Genomic DNA, 17,940 nt, shown 5'->3' with positions numbered 1-17,940 from the left:
CGAGGTTCACGCCGAAGTCGCGTTCCAGCCTGCGTGCCTCGAGTGCGCACTGCAGGTCGGTGCTCGAGAACTCCCAGCGCTCGGGCGGCGCCTCGGCGGTTTCTATGCGCAGGCAACCCCGCTGGAACGCCATCTGGGAACCATCGCAGGCGTCAACGAAATGACGTCCACCAGTTCGGTAGGCTCCACCCGCGTCACGCTGCAATTCGACCTCAGCCGCAACATCGACGGCGCCGCCCGCGAGGTGCAGGCCGCGATCAACGCCAGCCGACCCACACTTCGCGCCGACGATGGGTGGCGGCCCAGACGATGGCGTCGGCTGCCAACTCGGGCTGAAAAATCGGCGGCACGGGCTGAACGCGCCGCGGCAGCTTGCTTCGCACCCATTCGAACTGCGGCGTGTTGAACGCGGACAACTGCACCATCGTGAGCCGCACTTTCGAGCCGTCGCGGATCAGTTCGCAGCGCAGCGAATCCGTGAATCCGCGGATGGCGGCCTTTGCGGCGCAGTAGGCCGACTGCAGCGGGATCGAACGATAAGCAAGGGCCGACCCCGTCTGGACGATGCAGCCGTCATTGCGCGGATGCATGCGCCTGAGCGCGGCGAGCGTGCCATGGACCGCACCGAGGTATGTCACCTCCGTCACACGCCTGAACTCCTCGGGCGTCGTCTCCAGCACCGGCGCAAAAACCGTCGTAGCCGAGTTGTTGACCCAGATGGAGATCACACCCAGCTCGCGCTCGATGCGGTCGGCGGCAGCCTCCACCTGCGCGGCATCCGCCATGTCGGTGGCGATTCCAAGGACGGTCGATCCGGTTGCGCGCAGTTCGGCACACGCGGATTGCAGGCGCCCCTCGTCGCGCGCAAGGATCGCGACCCAGTCGCCCCGGCGCGCGAATGCAAGCGCGGTTGCCCGTCCGACGCCGGCGGTTCCCCCGCTGATGACAACAACAAGGGGGCCGTTCATTCCTGCGCTCCTCGCATCTGCCTGCGCTGCGCGGCACCGATCGCCAGTGCCGATTCGATCAGCGCCAAATGAGTGAAGCCCTGGGGGTAGTTGCCGAGCAACTGGCCGGTCAACGGATCGATTTCCTCGGAAAGAAGACCGAGATCGCTGCTGAAGGAGACGATGTGTTCAAACAGCATGCATGCCTCGTCGACCCGAGCCTGCAGTGCGAGGTTATCGACCATCCAGAAGCTGCACATCGCAAGCGCCGCCTCTCCGCCTGCGACGCCGTCGTTTCCGCCGTAGCGGTACACCAGTCCGTGGTTCATGAGCCGATGGCGAATGCTTTCCACGGTGTTGGCCATCCGCTCGTCACCGGCCGGAAGGAAGCCTACGAGCGGGATCAGCAGCGCGCTCGCATCGAGTTCGGCGCTGCCGAAGGCCTGGGTGAACGCCTGTGCTCTCGCGTCGTAGCCATGCTCCAGGATTGCCTGGCGCACCGCATCGCGCTCAGCCCTCCAGCCATCCACGTTGCCTTCGAGCGCGGCCGTGGCCGCAAGTCGAACGGCTCGATCCAGAGCGACCCAACACATCAGTTTCGATGAGACAAAGTGTTGTGGCGGCCCGCGGCTTTCCCAGAAGCCCTGGTCAGGCTCACGCCAGTGCGCAGCCGCCTCATCCGCCAACCTCGCAAGCACGTGCCGCAGGCCCGAACTCAACGACATGCGCATGCCCTCATGGCACACCAGAACCGCATCCAGGACGTGACCGTAGGCGTCGAGCTGTTTCTGCTGCGCCGCTGCGTTGCCGATGCGTACCGGTTGGGAACCGCGGTATCCCTCCAGGTGCTCCAGTTCCTGCTCAGGAAGGTCTCGACCGCCGTCGATCCGATACATGATCTGGATCGCATCGCATTCCCCTTGGCATAACTCTTCCAGCCAACGAAAGAAATCCATCGCGGCTTCGTGGTAGCCGACGGCCATCAGCGCGCGCAACACCAGCGCCGAATCGCGCAGCCAGCAAAATCGATAGTCCCAGTTGCGTGCGCCGCCGACGAGCTCCGGCAGCGAGGCCGTAGGAGCCGCTACCAGTGCTCCGGTCGGGCCGAATGTCAGAAGCTTGAGCACGCGCGCGCTGATGCGAACCTGCGCTTGATAGGGCCCTTCGTAGGTATAGAGCCGGTCCCATTCCGCCCAATGACGTCGCGTTTCCTCGAGCAGCACCTCGGGATCGCCCGCGGGCGGAGGAGCCTGAAGCGTCATGGCGTCGACCTGCGACACAATGAGCCAGGCCCGCTCACCGGTGCGAACAGAAAGCCGCGCCTGCGCTATGTCGCCGCGCAGGCGGCATTCGATGACAGGCATGCTTTCCAATAACAGGTGCTGCCCGCCGCCGGTGACATGCCAGCCAAGCGCGCTTTGGTTCCAATGCGCGGCCTGCCGTGCGAAGTCGAATGTCGGTCTTAGCGCTACCTCCAGCTCAACATCACCGCCGAGGCCGTCGATGCACCGCAGCAACCGGTGGCAGTGGGCTTTATCGATCCCGATCCGACTGGTGGCCAAGCGTTCGCTGTGCATGAAATCGGTCACGCGAACGGCACCACCCGCAGTCGAAAACTCCGTTTCGAGTGCCGCACCGTTCGCTGCATAGCGCCGTGTGCTCCGGTGAGCGCCAGCGGGCGCGAGTTTGAAATAACCACCGAGCTGGGCATCCAGCAGCCGACAGAAGACCGCTGGACTGTCGAATTGCGGCAGGCAGCACCAATCAATCGCACCGTCGCGTCCGATCAACGCGGCCGAATGCGTGTTGCCGATCAGCGCATAGTCGGAGATGGGTTGATATGCTTGATGTGTCTTCACGTTGTACTCATCCGAGCAGACGGCGCTTGGTCCACCCTTTTTAGTTCGCATCGTGATGGAACGCGCCGTCGGAGCTCAGTTCATCGAACTGCTTTGCCGACAGTTTCGGCATGCGCTGCATGAAGGCCACGATGGCCCAGAGTGTTTGATCGTCGTGGGTGAGGCCCCACGCCGGCATTCCAGACATCTTGATGCCGTACTTGACGATCCAGAAGGATTCCGCCGGATCGTGCACGCCATGGCGTGCGAGATCCGGTGGGCGCGGGTTGAGTCCTCGACGCAGCTCTGTGTTTTCTATCCCCGGTGCCAGGTGACAGCTCGCACACATTTCCCTGTATTGCTTTGCGCCAAGGGCGACCATCTGCGGTGACTCGAGGTCTGGCACAGCGATCCTTCGCGCGCGCGCAGAGACCGAGCGCTCGCGCATTGAAGTCAGGGCGGAAGCGACAGGCCGGGAGTGCGCCTCGTCCGCCGCGACGTTGTACCCTCCCGTCCACCAAACAGCCGCAAGTCCTGCAGCGGCAATCACGATCACAGCAGCCGCTCCGGCAAGCATCGTTGAGATCCGTTTCGACATGGGATGCTCCTGTCAAAACCACAATCTCACGCCGGCCACGATTTGCGTGTCTCGAACGCGTTCGCCAGCCTGTCTTGCGTAAGCCGCTGTGTTCCCGAACTTCTTCGACCAAGTCACGCCGATGAAGGGAGCGAGCTGCCTCGTCACCTCGTAGCGCAGACGAACACCCAGTTCCATGTCGGAGAGTCCCGACCCAATGCCGCGCTGCGGATCGCTCTTGCTATAAAAGTTGGCTTCGAGCTTGGGTTGGAGGATCCACTTCTGCGTCAGGAGGAGGTCATAGCGCAGTTCGAGACGTGCGGCGAGCGCGCCGCCTGAACCCACATAGGCTGTTGCTTCGGTTTCGAACCAGTACGGAGCAAGGCCTTGCACACCGAACGCCAGCCAGCTGCGCGAGCGTCCGCCACCCCCATTGTCGTGCCGCAAGCCCAACTGCGTGCTCCAGAACGTGGCGATGGCATGGTCCCAGAGTGCTTCGGTGCGAAAGGCGTCAAGGCGGCCCGCGCGGCGTTCACCTTCAGCCTTGATCCAAAGCTTGTTGTAGTCGCCCCCGTACCAGGCTTCGACGTTGAGGTTCTGGCCACGAGCATCTCTGCCCTTTGCATATTCCAACTCGTTGACCAGGATCCGCCCGAAGCGCTCGTCATCCGCCATGTCCATTCCGGGCATGGCCATCTTCGGCATCCCCTCAGCATGGGCGTCTGGGTTGCGGGCATCGGGAGGGGGGGTGCCACCTTGCATCGGGCCCATGCCGGGCATGGAGCCCATGTTCATTCCGGGCATGTCCTTCATGTCGGAGCTTCCGCCTTTCATTCCGGGCATTCCCTGCACCTGTCCGAGATCCATAGGCGCTGCGGTGGATCGAGGATTGTTCTTCTCGGTTAGCTCTTTTGACGGTGACGTCGGCGCGACCTTGTTGGATGCACCTCCCTTCGACGTGGGATCGGACATGTTCGCGCCCATCCCCGGCATGTCGTCCATGCGCTTGGACGCATCGCTCTGGGCAATCGCAGAAACTGTGAAGCCGAGTAGAAAAGATGCGGTTGCGACTGCAATGCTGCTGCGCGCAAGTTTGAGCTGAAGCGGGTTCATGACACATGCACCTCGCGAAACATGCCTGCTTCCATGTGGTACAGCATATGACAGTGATAAGCCCAACGCCCCATCGCATCCGCGGTCACCCGGTAGGTCACGCGCTGCGCGGGCTGGACGTTGATCGTGTGTTTGCGAGCCAGAAACTCGCCAGTGGGAGATTCCAGTTCACCCCACATCCCGTGCAGGTGAATCGGGTGATTCATCATCGTGTCGTTGACGAGCACCAATCGAAGCCGCTCGCCGAAACGGAAGTGCACGGGCTTCGATTCGGAAAACTTCTGACCGTCGAAAGACCACATGAATCGCTCCATGTTGCCGGTGAGGTGCAACTCGATGTCACGGCCAGGCTCCCGGCTGTCGATCGGTCCGCCGATCGTGTGGAGATCGGCATAGGTCAAGACGCGTCTTCCGTTGTCCCGCAGATTGATGCCCGGGTCGTCGAGGTTGGTACGCGGCATGTCGACGTGCATGTCCACGCCGGGCCCGTACTCCGTACGGGCGTGGCGCACGCGCGGCGGTTTCATGGCGGGCTTCGCGCTACCCTCTGTCCCCATTCCGGCCATGCTCGAGTGGTCCATGCCTTGCATGTTCTCCATCTCCTGCATTCCATCCATCTCGCCCTTGCCCTTGGACCCGCCCATGCTCCCCATCACGCCCATGGCGCCCATCATGTCGGTCATGGTCAACCACTGAGGTTTGCCCACCTCAGGTACCGGCGCCTGCATCCCGGCGCGAGGCGCAAGCGTGCCGCGGACGAAATTGGTTCGGTCGATCGATTGAGCGAAAAGGGTGTAGGGCCTGTCGTCGGTTGGTTCGACGACCACGTCGTAGGTTTCGGCAACGGAGATCCGGAATTCATCCACCGTCACCGGATGGACGTCCTGACCATCTGCAGCGACGACGGTCATCTTCAGTCCCGGTATGCGGACATCGAAGATGGTGGTTGCCGACCCGTTGATGAACCGAATCCGCACCTTCTCGCGGGGTTGAAACGCGCCAGTCCAGTTGTGATCCGCGGTCTTGCCATTGAGAAGATAGCGCGCGGCGCTACGCAGTTGAGCCGTGCCGGTCAAATCACCGAGGTCGGTTGGGACCATGCGCATGCGGTTCCACATCTTTCGCTTTTCGAGCGCGCCTTGGATACCCATCTGGGCGATGTCTCGCTTGAAGTCGCCAACCGTCGGTTGGTTGAAATTGAAGAACCCGCTCATGACCTTCAGCTTTCGGAAGATCTCTTCGGGCACGCCATCCGTCCAGTCCGAAAGCAGCACCACATGCTCGCGGTCGGTTCTGAAGCGAGGGCCATCGCGCGGGTCGATCACGATGGGCCCATACAGACCCGTTTGCTCTTGGAATCGGGAGTGACTGTGGTACCAGTAAGTGCCGCTCTGCTTGACTGGGAAGCGATAGACGAAAGTTTCGCCGGGTGCGATGCCGTTGAAACTCAGGCCAGGCACGCCGTCCATGGCCGCAGGGACCAGGATGCCATGCCAGTGAATCGAGCTCGCGACCGGTAGTCGGTTGGTCACGCGCAGCGTGACCGTATCCCCCTCGCGCCATCTGAGCGTCGGCGCCGGAATCTGGCCATTGACAGTCGTGGCGATGCGGGCTTGTCCTGTGAGATTGACGGGCGTCTGCGCTATTTCGAGATCGAACTCCGTTCCACGCAATTCCGTGAGTTCGGTTTGCCCTGCCGCCGCGGCCCAGGACAACGAAGAAGGCAATGTCAACCCACCGAGCGCCCCGAAAGAGCCCAGACCCATCACGAATTTGCGCCGATCGGCGCCGTTTGAAGTCGGCTTCATGGTGCGCCCCTTCTCGTCTCGAGACGTCTTGAGCGAGCAGCGCCGGCGAGCGCGTCCAGGCCGATTGAGCGTGGCCGATCGGGTGATCGGATCTCAGGCGCGCAACGAAACTGAACACTGCTTGGAACAGTACGCATGCGCGTGGGCTTGCTCTTTGGACGTGTTGATGAATAGGGCATGGAGTCCTCGAAGTTTCATGGCTGGGATGCGTCATGCCCCTCCCGAGTTGGGAGGGCGGCTACCGGCGATACGAAGCACTTGCGCCCGACGTCAATGTCGAGGGCGAGCGGGTTCTTCAGGCCCGAGGCGGGCGTTCGAGGAGGAGCGGAAAGAGGGTTGTCGGTCGCACGTGGGGCTCTGCCAGATCCGCTGCCGGCAGATGCTCAGTGCGAACTACGGAGGTATCAGCCACCAATGCCACCGCGTGGCAGGCTCCGCAGGTCCCGCATTTGTGTGCAACGCCTGAGCCATCGGGGTGTCCAGCGCTTTCATCGTCCGTCCCCTGGAGGTGGTCGGCATCGGAAGCGGCGGCATGCGAGTGATGATGCGAACCCACGTGAACTGTTTCGGCGGCTTCGGCCTGCTCGGTCTCGCAGAAAGCCATGGACGCTGCAGCGTACCCCTGGAACGGTACGGCGAGTGTGAGTGCCCAAAGAAGCAAAACTCGAAAGCAGGACATGCTGCAGCAGCCTTGGTTATCCAATCGACGGGCCGACCAGATTGATGCCCGAATGATTGGTGTCTGGAGAGTGCCGTCTGTCAGATAACAGCTGATTTGATCGTGAGATCGGCCGAGCCCGGCGTTCTTGTCCTTGGTCGAGGCGCCGCCGCGTCAACTTCGCCAAGCCCTCGCGCTCGGCAGGCGGTAGCTCGACGGATGGCTCCCGATAGATGACATAACTGTAATCTGCGCGTGCGGTAACCCACGGACCCGCAGCCTAAAGTTGACGCATCGGAAAGACAAGTCCCAGCGCTGTTCATTTCCGGAAATGCCAACCCTCTGACCGCCAAAGGACCGAACATGAAGACTTCCCTTAGGACCTCCCTGACGCTGGCCGCACTGCTCGGTGCGATCGCAGGACCCGCACTGGCCGGCAACTATGCCGAAGGCGATCCTCGCCCGGCGCCGCTGACCTCGAGTACCAGCCGTGCAGCCGTTGCCGCGGACACGCAGCGCTGGCTGCAAAGCTCAATGGACCAGGGCTATCCCGAGGGCAATCCGCGCGCCGTCGTGAGCGTGTCCTCCAACACCCGCGCGATGGTCCAGGCGGACACGCTGGCCTGGATGCGTTCGGGTCTGGCCGCCGCCACCAACGGCGAAGCGGGTGCGGACACGACTCGCCCTGCCTATCGGCAAGCCGCAGCTGCGTACGCACGCCTGCGCGGTGAGCAGCCGGAGTTCGGCACGCCCGTGGAGCGCCTCACCCAGCAGGGCCAACTGCCGGACGCACCCGCGACCATGCGCCGCTGAGCGACCTGGCCACCGGGCGACCGCCAGGCAATTGAGCGCCGATCACAACGCTGTCGTCCGCCGCAAGCCGCACGTCTTGCCACGGCTCGCCCCGTTTCCTGAGCAACAGGCCTAGAATTCGCGGAACCACTTTCCAGGCACGGACTCCATCAGCAGCGTTTCACGCGTTCTCCAATGCTCATTTCCGCAACCCTCCTCACACGGCTCGCCAACGCATCATGCGCTGGACGTGCGGCCGTGTCGGTGTTGCCAGAGGTGCAGCGATGAGGCGTGGACTCGTGCAGATGGTGGCCCGGGGCCTGATCGGCTTGCTGCTGTTCTCGCAGTTGGCGATCGCCGCTTACGCCTGCCCCGCGCTTTCCGCGGGTCTGGCGGGTGGCTTGTCCACTGACATGTCGATGGCGCAAGGCGCTGTCTCTGCAACAGACAACTCTCGTGACTCGGCCGTGCAAGGATCGCCCTGTGCGGACATGGTGGGCGCGACTGACACGGCTTCCGGCAACCTGTGCGCCGAGCACTGCAAATACGGGCAGCAAAGCGACCACGCATCCACACTGACGGTTCCGCCGGTGTTGCTGTCGGCGATCTATGCCCTGACCCCATGGGTGCCTGAGACGGTGCCTCCTGCGCGCCCTTCGGCCACCTCCCTGAGTGCACTGGTTGCGGCCTCGCCGCCTCACGCCATCCTGCACTGCGTCTCCCGAACTTGATCGCCTGACCGACTTTGCGCCGATGGCCCGTTGTGGGCCGGTACGGCGCGTCGGTCGTGCCTTGCCGTGTTCGTCGAGCTGTGCTCGGTGCACCGGAGCGGCCCGACAACCTACTCGCAGGTTCGTCAGGAGATTCCATGTTCCCCAATCCTTTTGCGGCTGCACCGATCGTGCGATCAGCCCGCCGCCCCGCTCGCCTTTGGGCTGTGGTGTTGGCGCTGTGCGCCGGCACCCTCGGCCTGAGCGCTCATGCACAGCAGACGCTTTCTCTCGATGCGGCACTGCGGCTCGCCGAGGAGCGCTCGCGGCAGCTCGTCGCGCAGGACGCGGCCGCCGGCGCCGCGCGCGCCATGGCCGTGGCCGCAGGACAACTGCCCGATCCCGTGCTCAAGGCCGGTATCAGCAATCTGCCGGTCAACGGGAGTGACCGCTTCAGCCTCACGCGCGACTTCATGACGATGCGCTCGATCGGCGTGATGCAGGAATTCACCCGCTCCGACAAGCGCCAGACCCGCGCGGCGCGCTTTGACCGGGAAGCCGAGGTCGCCGATGCAGGACGTGCTGTGGCTTTGGCCAACCTGCGGCGCGACACCGCGACCGCCTGGCTTGATCTCTATTACCAAGGGCGGATGCGGGAACTGCTGCAAACCCAACGTGCCGAGCTGACCCTTCAGATCGAGGGCGCCGACGCTGCCTACCGCGGAGGCCGCGGCACGCAGGCCGATGTGTTCACGGCCCGCTCCGCGTTGGCGCAGTTGGACGACCGCATCCTTGCGCAGGAGCGCCAGATCGCCACGGCCCAGACGCGTTTGGCGCGCTGGGTCGGGCCGGGCATCCCCCCTCCCTCGTCGGTGCTCCCCGAACTGGGCTCCGTGCGCCTGGACGCCCGCAATCTGGAGGCCCAGATCGGCGAGCATCCCCAGATCGCGCTGATGGCACGGCAGGAAGCGGTGGCGCGCGCGGAAGCTGACGTCGCGCAAAGCAACAAGCGCTCCGACTGGAGTGTCGAACTGATGTACAGCCAGCGGGGGCCGGCCTACTCGAACATGGTGTCGCTGAACCTGTCGATCCCGCTGCAGTTGGACCAGAAGAATCGCCAGGATCGGGAACTCGCGGCCAAGCTGGCCGCGGTCGAGCAGTTGCAGGCCCAGCGTGAGGAAGCGACGCGAGAGAGCACCGCCGAGGCGCTTTCATGGTTGCAGCAATGGCAGAGCAACCGCAAGCGGCTCGGCCTGTATGACAGCTCGCTCATCCCGCTCGCCGCCGAACGCACGCAAGCGGTGCTGGCTGCCTACCGAGGCGGTGCGGGCACTTTGAGCGCTGCACTCGAGACACGACGCATGGAAATCGACACCCGCCTGGAACGCCTTCGCCTCGAGATGGAGACCGCCGCGCTCTGGGCGCAGCTCGAATTCCTGATCCCCGCCAACCATTCAGTGCTCGATACCGGCCCGTCCGCGGCCGCGGGCGAGACCAAGGAATCACAGAAATGAAAACAAGACCTCTCTTTCCTGGACTGATCGCGGCAGCGGTCCTCGCGGCAGCAGCCTTCGGTGCCTACACCTTCGGAGTGCAGCGCGGCAGGAGCCTGGGACCATCTTCCGCCACCTCGGGGGGCACGTCGTCGATGGCCACATCGTCAGCGAACACAACAGCTGCGCCTGCAGTCTCTCCCAACGAAACCGGCGAAGACGCAACACGGCGCCACATCGCCGCAGGCCTCAAGGCCGGCGACACCGACCCGGCCAACGGCAAGAAGATCCTCTACTACCACGACCCCATGGTGCCGGGGAACAGGTTCGACAAGCCGGCCAAATCGCCCTTCATGGACATGATGATGTCGCCCGTCTACGTAGGTGGCGACGGCGACCAGAACAGCGTGACGGTGAGTGCGCGCGTGCAGCAGAACCTGGGCGTGCGAACCGCTGTGGTGTCCGAGGGCACTGTGTCGCCGCAAGTGACCACGGTCGGCAGCATCGCCTTCAATGAGCGGGACCAGGTCATCGTGCAGGCCCGGGCGACCGGGTATGTCGAGCGCCTGAACGTGCGCGCCACGCTCGACCAGGTGAAGAAAGGCCAGCCCCTGGCCGAGCTCTATGTCCCGGAATGGATCGCGGCACAGGAGGAGTTCCTGTCGGTGCAGCGCATGCGCGGCACCGACCTGGCCTCGCTGATCGACGGCGCACGCCAACGCATGCGCCAGGTCGGCATGAACGATGGGCAGATCGAACTCGTCGCTCGCAGCGGCCGCACGCAGCCGCGCATCACGCTGGTCGCGCCCATCGGCGGTGTCGTCACGGAGCTGGCCGCGCGCGAAGGCATGACGGTCAGCGCCGGTACCACGCTGTTTCGCATCAACGGCCTGGCCACGGTCTGGGCCAATGCCGAAGTGCCCGAGAGCCAATCGGCACTGCTGCGACTGGGTGCCCGGGTGCAGGCCAGAACGCCTGCCGCGCCCGGCGAAACCTTCGACGGCAAGGTGCAGGCCATTCTTCCCGATGTGAATCCGGCGACGCGCACCCTGAAGGCACGCCTGGAGCTATCGAATCCAACCGGCAGGCTGGTGCCGGGCATGTTCGTGTCGATGCAGTTCACCGACACGCGCGCCGGCAAGGCGCTGCTGATCCCGACCGAAGCCGTCATCCAGACGGGCAAGCGCGCGGTTGTCATGCTGGCGGAGGACAACGGCCGGTTCCGGCCGGTCGACGTCGAGATCGGCCTTGAAACCGGCGGCCAGACCGAGATCAAGCGCGGGCTGCAGGCCGGCCAGCGTGTCGTGGCGTCCTCGCAGTTCCTGATCGACTCGGAGGCCAGCCTCAAGGGGGTCGAGGCACGTCTGAACGCCGCGCCCAGCACAGCGGCGCCTGCGACGGCCGCGTCCGCCATGCCGGCCGCAGGGGCTCCAAGGCACGTGGGCGAAGGCAAGGTGGAAAGCATCACCAAGGACGCGATGACCTTCTCGCACGGCCCGATTCCGACGATGAAGTGGGGCGCGATGACCATGGAGTTCAAGCTGCCGCCCGGCGGTGCGCCGGTCACCCTGAAGCCCGGCGACCGAGCGAGCTTCGAGTTCTTCATCGACACGGACGACCTGCCGCAGCTCACCCGGGTGGCGCCGCTGGCGGGAGCTCCCGCGGCGGGCGTCTCTGCCGAACCCAAGGCCCCTTCCGCGGCTACGTCCGTGTCGCCCGCGACCCCCGGAAGCAAGCCATGATCGCCAAGCTCATCCGGTGGTCCATCGCCAATCGCTTCCTCGTATTGCTGGCCACGGTGATGCTCAGCGCCTGGGGCGTGTATTCCGTCCTGCGCACGCCGCTGGACGCGCTGCCCGACCTCTCGGACGTGCAGGTCATCATCCGCACGAGCTATCCCGGCCAGGCGCCGCGCATTGTCGAGAACCAGATTACCTACCCCCTGACCACCACCATGCTGTCGGTGCCGGGCGCCAAGACAGTCCGAGGCTATTCCTTCTTCGGTGACTCGTTCGTCTATGTGCTGTTTGAGGATGGCACCGATCTGTACTGGGCGCGCTCGCGGGTGCTGGAATACCTGAACCAAGTGCAGTCACGCCTGCCGGCGGCTGCCAAGGCTTCGCTCGGGCCCGACGCCACTGGCGTGGGTTGGATCTACCAGTACGCGCTGGTCGACCGCGGCGGCACACAGGACGCCTCGCAGTTGCGCGCCTTGCAGGACTGGTTCCTCAAGTACGAACTCAAGACTGTGCCCAACGTGGCCGAGGTCGCCTCGATCGGTGGCATGGTGCGCCAGTACCAGGTCGTGCTCGATCCGGAGAAGCTCGCCGCCTATCGGATTCCGCACACCAAGGCGGTGGAGGCGATCCAGAAAGCCAACCAGGAAACCGGCGGCTCGGTGCTCGAGCTCGGCGAGGCGGAATACATGGTACGCGCCTCAGGCTACCTCCAGGGCCTGGAGGATTTCCGCAAGATCCCGCTGATGACGACCGACGCCGGTGTGTCCGTGCGCCTGGGCGACGTCGCGCGCATCCAGGTCGGACCGGAGATGCGCCGAGGTATCGGCGAGCTCGATGGCGAAGGCGAAGCCGTCGGCGGCGTGATCGTGATGCGCTCGGGCAAGAACGCGCTGGAGACCATCACCGCGGTCAAGGAAAAGCTCCAGACACTGCAGGCCAGTCTGCCCCAGGGCGTGGAAATCGTGCCGACCTACGACCGATCCAACCTGATCGAGCGCGCGGTGCGCAACCTCGGCTTCAAGCTGCTCGAGGAATTCATCGTCGTCGCGGTGGTGTGCTTCGTCTTCCTGTTCCACCTGCGCTCCGCGTTCGTCGCGATCGTCTCGCTGCCGATCGGCATCCTCGCGGCTTTCATCGTGATGCGCTACCAGGGCGTCAACGCCAACATCATGTCGCTTGGCGGCATCGCTATCGCCATCGGCGCGATGGTGGATGCCGCGGTGGTGATGATCGAGAACGCCCACAAGCACATCGAGAAGTGGAAGCACGATCACCCGGACCAGACGCTGCGCGGGGAAACCCACTGGCGGGTGATCGCGGACTCGGCGGCGGAGGTGGGCCCTGCGCTGTTCTTCTCGCTGCTCATCATCACGCTGTCCTTCATTCCCGTCTTCACGCTGGAAGCGCAGGAGGGGCGAATGTTCTCGCCGCTGGCCTTCACCAAGACCTACGCGATGGCCGCCGCAGCGGGACTTTCGGTGACGTTGATTCCGGTGCTGATGGGCTACCTGATCCGCGGCAGGATTCCCGATGAGAAGACCAATCCCTTGAACCGGCTGCTCATCGCTGTCTATCGGCCGTTGCTGAATGCAGTGCTGCGCTGGCCCAAACTGACGCTGGTGGGCGCCGTTGTCGTGCTGGTGCTGAGCCTGTGGCCGCTGCAGCACATCGGCGGCGAGTTCATGCCGCGCCTGGACGAAGGTGACCTGCTCTACATGCCCTCGGCGCTGCCGGGCTTGTCGACGGGCAAGGCCGGCGAGTTGCTGCAGCAGACCGACCGGCTGATCAAGACGGTTCCCGAGGTGGCAAGCGTCTATGGCAAGGCCGGACGCGCAGAGTCCGCAACCGACCCGGCACCGATCGAGATGTTCGAAACGACCATCCAGTTCAAGCCACGCGAGCAGTGGCGCGCCGGCATGACGCAGGACAAGCTGGTCGAGGAGCTCGATCGCATCGTCAAGGTGCCCGGCCTGACCAACATCTGGGTGCCACCGATCCGCAACCGCATCGACATGCTGGCCACGGGCATCAAGAGCCCGGTGGGCGTGAAAGTGGCGGGCACCGACCTGGCCACCATCGATCGCATCACCGGCGAGATCGAGCGGGTGCTCAAAGACGTGCCGGGCGTGTCGAGCGCGTTGGCCGAGCGGCTCACCGGCGGCCGCTACGTGGACGTGAACGTCAAGCGCGACGAGGCGGCGCGGTTCGGCATGAACATCGCCGACGTGCAATCGGTCATCGCCTCGGCGGTGGGCGGCGAGAACATCGGCGAGACGGTCGAAGGCCTGCAGCGTTTCCCGATCAACGTGCGCTACCCGCGCGAGATTCGCGACTCGCTGGAGCAACTGCGCTCTCTTCCGGTCGTCACCGAGCGCGGCGCGCGACTGGTGCTCTCCGACGTGGCGGACATCCGTGTCACCGATGGGCCGCCGATGTTGCGCAGCGAGAACGCGCGGCTGTCCGGCTGGGTCTACGTGGACATTCGGGGTCGGGACCTGCGTTCGGCCGTGCAGGACATGCAGCGCGTGGTTGCGAAGGAGGTGAAGCTGCCGCCGGGCTACGCGGTGTCATGGTCCGGACAGTTCGAGTTCTTGGAGCGTGCCACGGCAAAGCTGAAGGTGGTGGTGCCGTTCACGTTGCTGATCATCTTCGTGCTGCTGTACCTGACCTTCAAGCGCTTCGACGAAGCCCTGCTGATCATGGCGGCGCTGCCGTTCGCACTGGTCGGGGGCATCTGGCTGCTCTACCTGCTCAGCTATAACCTGTCCGTCGCCGGCGCGGTCGGTTTCATCGCGCTCGCGGGTGTGTCGGCGGAGTTCGGCGTGATCATGCTGCTGTACCTGAAGCACGCCTGGGACGAGCGCATCGACGAGGGCAAGACCAGCACCGACGATCTGCTGGATGCGATCCGAGAAGGCGCGGTGCTGCGCGTGCGCCCCAAGGCCATGACAGTGGCGGTCATCTTGGCGGGCCTGTTCCCGATCATGTGGGGAACAGGCACAGGCTCAGAGGTGATGCAGCGCATCGCGGCACCGATGGTGGGCGGGATGATCACGGCGCCGTTGCTTTCGATGTTCGTCATTCCCGCGGCCTACCTGTTGATGCGCAGGCCGCGCAAGGCATCGCGGTGGACGCTTGGAAGGAGCCGTCGTGCGGCCGTCTGAACGCTCCGACTGCCGCCACCTGTGGGGTGCGGTTGCGCTTTGCTTGTGCCTGTCGCTGGTGCTCGGTACTTCAGCGCGCGCCGCAGTCTCCAGCCCAACAACCCCGCCGGCCGGACCGGTGATGACCGCGTCGGCATCCTCGCGCCCGATGCCCACCAGCGCCGAGGATTGTCAGACATGTGCGGCTTGTGCCATCGCACCAGCGCCAGTGGCTCACGCATTCACCGACGAAGGTGAGGCACAAGAACAGACACCGAGGGTTTGGCTCGCGTACGCGCCGGCGGCGCCGGCGCCAGCCTGGTTTTTTGATGCTGGAGGCGGACGGCTGCGATGGCCTGTGCGCATCGCGTTCTGCCGGTGGCTGGATTGATCCGATGAGGTTCCTCTCGAACTGTCAGATCAGACCAACCTCAGGAGAACATCATGAAGAAACTGCTCATTTCCCTCGCCGCCGCCTTGACGCTGGGCGCGGCCTGGCCCGCGCTTGCCGGCCCCGACTTCCAGGTCATCGAGAAAGCGCGCGCGGACCGGCACGCGGCTGTGGCGGCACAAATGGCCATGGCCACCACCAGCAGAGTCGACAGCACCACAGGCCAGCGGGTGAATTGCCCGCTCGAACCTCTGGTGCTGCCGCTGGACCATGGGCCGCGTGCCCAAACGACGCCTGGAGAAAACTGGGTACGCAAGGCGCGCTACGAGGCCCAGGTGAAGGCATGCGCGAACCGCGTGCTGTGAACGCCTGACCGAATCGTTCGACGCGGATGCGATGCGAGCCATCAGCCCACCGAGTCCACTTGATCCCATTTTTTTGAATAGGACCCAGAAATGAAGAACACCCTTGTATTTATCGCCGCAAGCCTGCTGCTGTCCGGCGCCTACGCCCAAAGCCAATCGCAGGAGGCGGCCCCTCAGTTCGACAGCCGGCCCCAGGCAGTGGCGGAGTCGCTGAAGAACGCCAAGCCGCGCGGCGTTGTTGTGCGAATCAACGACGGCAGCACGGCCGAGGGCAGCGGCTCTGGCGTCATGACGTTCGACCGAGCGGAGACAACGGGGCAGCGCCTTGCCGATGTCCGCGAGGCACGCCCCCATCAACTCCCCATGCAAGGAGGGACACCCAAGTAATTCTGAACCGAAAACCGGCACATGACTCCAGACGCGGCTGCCGAAGGGGCCGCTCTTAACCCGGGCCTGAAAAAAACGGCCCGCCTCAATTTCAAAAAAGGAAACACATCATGAAATTCGTTTCGACCGCAACGGTGATCGCTGCCTTGTCTTTTTCTGCCGCCACGTTCGCCCAATCCGGCGACATGGGCAACATGAAGATGGGGGACAAGGGCATGCAGAACTGCATGGAGATGAAGGGCATGAAGGACATGGACATGAAAGGCATGGACATGAAGGACATGGATGCCAAGAAGTGCAAGGAGATGATGAAAGACAGGCCCGCAAAAAGCACCTCCAAGGCATCCAAGTCCACGTCCCATGAAGCTGACGCGGTGGTGAAGGACTTCGATGCGGCCCAGGGCAAAGTCACCCTTGCGCACGGCCCCGTCAAAAGCCTGGGGTGGCCCGCGATGACCATGGGCTTTGGCGTCAAGGACAAGATGCTGTTCGACAAGCTCGCCGTGGGCGCGAAGGTCCATGTCGGGTTCAAGAAAGAAGGTGACGGCTACGTGGTGACCTCGGTGAAATAGAGGGACACAAGACTTCGTGCAAACCTGCGACGACAGCGAACCGTCGCTGGTCGGCGCTTGCCGTAGTCGCATTCCTTCTGACAAATGGGGCGCGCCAGGGGAATCCCAGGCTGGCGCGGCACTCCAACCATCGTGATGGCGAGTCTTGCCGCACTGCAGGTCGCGCGAATGACCTGCAGCCCAGGCGCCCCCTGAAATGGGCACATGTGCGGCGTTGCCGTTCCGAGCGAACTTTTCATACCGTGTTCATCGGCCGATCAGGCCGCACACAACGCAGCGAGGTCATCATGAAATTCAGCTACGTCATTGCCATCGTTCCGCCCGAGACGGTCGATGCGCTGGAGAGAAGGTTCAGGAGCATTGGTATTGGCGGTATGACGCTGACCAAGGTCAAGGGCTTTGGCGAATACAAGAACTTCTTCTCCCGCGATTTGCTCAGCGAGCACACCAAGCTCGAGGTCTTCGTGGAGGAATCACACCTGGAAGGCCTTCTCAATGCCTTGCTGGAAGTCGCTGGCTCGGATGTCCCCGGCGCCGGAATCGCGGCTGTGATGCCCGTCGAAAGATTTCTCCATCTGCGTACCGGAACAGAGTTCCTGCCGGCCCCATCGGTCTAGCGAACGCCTCTGCGAAGTACGCGCTCTGAAAGGATCAATGCCATGAAATGCGATATGCGGACAATGATCAAGGTCGCCGTTGGGTTGGGCGCTGGCCTCCTGGTGGCGTATGCCGCGCTGCCCGAGGCGCGGGCCTTCATCCAGGCCATTGCACCGTTCCTGCTGGTGCTCATCTGCCCGGCAGCGATGCTCTTCATGATGAAAGGCATGAGAGACAACAACAAGGATGTGACCTCCAAGCCTCGCGAAAACGAGGTGGTGCCGGGTGACCGAAAAACCGACCCCGACAAGCCTTGACGGCCAGCGAGCAAGGAGGAGCGTCCCATGTCATGCCCCCCAAGCCGCCCGAACGCCGCACGTCGGAGTTGGCTGATAGCCACTTCCGCAGCCGGCGGCGCTGGCCTGATCGCGACGAGCGTGCCCTTCGTGGCATCGCTGTCTCCCAGCGAGCGGGCGCGAGCGTGTCCGCGCCGAAGTAGAACTGAGCCACCGCGCCGCTTGAATCGTGAGCCAGGGGTGGAAGCCGACGCAGCAATGGTCGACTGTGGATAAGTGTATGTCTTGCCTTGTTCTGTGACCTCCTTTCGCTTCTTGTGATCGAACTCATAAGGCGCGAAGGGCGTAGCCCGTAGCGCCTTGCTACGAGCAGTAGTCGTCAATCGGTGGCGTCGGTTGGATCGGCCTTCTTCTTCAAGCGACTCAGATCGGTAGGGTTCGGCGGCGTCATGAACGAAAGCGAGTTCTCGGTGTAGAGGCCGTCGGTCGACGTGATCTTCGCGAGGATCGAATC

At 63.9% G+C, this 17,940-nt stretch carries 15 protein-coding genes and 2 pseudogenes; 12 read left to right on the top strand and 5 right to left on the bottom strand.

Annotated elements, in window-relative coordinates:
- Positions 1-112: 112 nt before the first annotated feature.
- A pseudogene (locus QMO14_RS30110) lies at positions 113-271 on the top strand (efflux RND transporter permease subunit); the annotation flags it as partial.
- Here the strand turns inward: QMO14_RS30110 and QMO14_RS30105 are convergent.
- The 5 genes from QMO14_RS30105 to QMO14_RS30085 are packed head-to-tail and all read right to left on the bottom strand — an operon-like array spanning position 258 to position 6,283.
- Positions 258-968, bottom strand: a complete 711-nt coding sequence (locus tag QMO14_RS30105; protein ID WP_367618183.1) for an SDR family oxidoreductase — start codon at positions 966-968, stop codon at positions 258-260. The pseudogene QMO14_RS30110 and the gene QMO14_RS30105 sit on opposite strands and share 14 nt — an antisense overlap.
- Positions 965-2,806, bottom strand: coding sequence for a glycoside hydrolase family 15 protein (locus tag QMO14_RS30100; RefSeq protein WP_176947363.1), 1,842 nt, complete (start codon positions 2,804-2,806; stop codon positions 965-967). Before QMO14_RS30100 ends, QMO14_RS30105 begins: the two co-directional genes overlap by 4 nt.
- A gap of 40 nt (positions 2,807-2,846) precedes the next feature.
- Positions 2,847-3,383: a cytochrome c gene (locus QMO14_RS30095; protein ID WP_093299006.1), complete on the bottom strand. Its 537-nt coding sequence runs from the start codon at positions 3,381-3,383 to the stop codon at positions 2,847-2,849.
- A gap of 12 nt (positions 3,384-3,395) precedes the next feature.
- On the bottom strand, positions 3,396-4,475 hold the full coding sequence (locus tag QMO14_RS30090; protein ID WP_228121900.1) for a copper resistance protein B: 1,080 nt from the start codon (positions 4,473-4,475) through the stop codon (positions 3,396-3,398).
- Entirely contained in the window at positions 4,472-6,283 is a 1,812-nt protein-coding gene (locus QMO14_RS30085; protein ID WP_093299010.1) for a copper resistance system multicopper oxidase, read from the bottom strand. The genes QMO14_RS30090 and QMO14_RS30085 overlap by 4 nt, the downstream gene beginning before the upstream one ends.
- A 1,021-nt stretch (positions 6,284-7,304) precedes the next feature.
- Between QMO14_RS30085 and QMO14_RS30080 the strand changes: the two genes are divergently transcribed.
- From QMO14_RS30080 to QMO14_RS30030, 11 genes and pseudogenes are all read left to right on the top strand, one after another.
- Complete coding sequence (locus QMO14_RS30080) at positions 7,305-7,754, top strand: hypothetical protein (protein ID WP_093299016.1); 450 nt, start codon at positions 7,305-7,307, stop codon at positions 7,752-7,754.
- Positions 7,755-8,038: 284 nt separating this feature from the next.
- Entirely contained in the window at positions 8,039-8,464 is a 426-nt protein-coding gene (locus QMO14_RS30075) for a hypothetical protein (protein ID WP_228122047.1), read from the top strand.
- A 137-nt stretch (positions 8,465-8,601) separates the two neighbouring features.
- Positions 8,602-9,957 carry a TolC family protein gene (locus tag QMO14_RS30070; protein ID WP_093299021.1) on the top strand — a complete coding sequence of 452 codons (1,356 nt, stop codon included), beginning with the start codon at positions 8,602-8,604 and terminating at the stop codon, positions 9,955-9,957.
- Positions 9,954-11,678: an efflux RND transporter periplasmic adaptor subunit gene (locus tag QMO14_RS30065; protein WP_093299024.1), complete on the top strand. Its 1,725-nt coding sequence runs from the start codon at positions 9,954-9,956 to the stop codon at positions 11,676-11,678. The genes QMO14_RS30070 and QMO14_RS30065 overlap by 4 nt, the downstream gene beginning before the upstream one ends.
- Positions 11,675-14,839 carry an efflux RND transporter permease subunit gene (locus QMO14_RS30060; RefSeq protein ID WP_093299026.1) on the top strand — a complete coding sequence of 1,055 codons (3,165 nt, stop codon included), beginning with the start codon at positions 11,675-11,677 and terminating at the stop codon, positions 14,837-14,839. The genes QMO14_RS30065 and QMO14_RS30060 overlap by 4 nt, the downstream gene beginning before the upstream one ends.
- 423 nt (positions 14,840-15,262) lie before the next feature.
- Positions 15,263-15,574: a hypothetical protein gene (locus tag QMO14_RS30055; protein WP_093299029.1), complete on the top strand. Its 312-nt coding sequence runs from the start codon at positions 15,263-15,265 to the stop codon at positions 15,572-15,574.
- Positions 15,575-15,664: 90 nt separating this feature from the next.
- Complete coding sequence (locus tag QMO14_RS30050; RefSeq protein ID WP_093299031.1) at positions 15,665-15,961, top strand: hypothetical protein; 297 nt, start codon at positions 15,665-15,667, stop codon at positions 15,959-15,961.
- Between the two features lie 110 nt (positions 15,962-16,071).
- The gene (locus QMO14_RS30045; protein WP_093299033.1) at positions 16,072-16,533 is read left to right on the top strand and encodes a copper-binding protein; all 462 of its coding nucleotides are present in this window, start codon (positions 16,072-16,074) and stop codon (positions 16,531-16,533) included.
- A 287-nt stretch (positions 16,534-16,820) separates the two neighbouring features.
- Positions 16,821-17,150, top strand: coding sequence for a P-II family nitrogen regulator (locus QMO14_RS30040; protein ID WP_093299036.1), 330 nt, complete (start codon positions 16,821-16,823; stop codon positions 17,148-17,150).
- Between the two features lie 42 nt (positions 17,151-17,192).
- Positions 17,193-17,447 carry a DUF2933 domain-containing protein gene (locus QMO14_RS30035; RefSeq protein ID WP_093299038.1) on the top strand — a complete coding sequence of 85 codons (255 nt, stop codon included), beginning with the start codon at positions 17,193-17,195 and terminating at the stop codon, positions 17,445-17,447.
- Positions 17,448-17,474: 27 nt separating this feature from the next.
- Positions 17,475-17,637 (top strand): annotated as a pseudogene (locus tag QMO14_RS30030) (ubiquinol-cytochrome c reductase iron-sulfur subunit); the annotation flags it as partial.
- Between the last annotated feature and the right edge of the window lie 303 nt (positions 17,638-17,940).

The organism is Variovorax sp. CAN15 (assembly GCF_030462475.1).
Classification (GTDB): domain Bacteria; phylum Pseudomonadota; class Gammaproteobacteria; order Burkholderiales; family Burkholderiaceae_C; genus Variovorax.
This window is presented reverse-complemented; position numbering and strand designations above follow the sequence as displayed.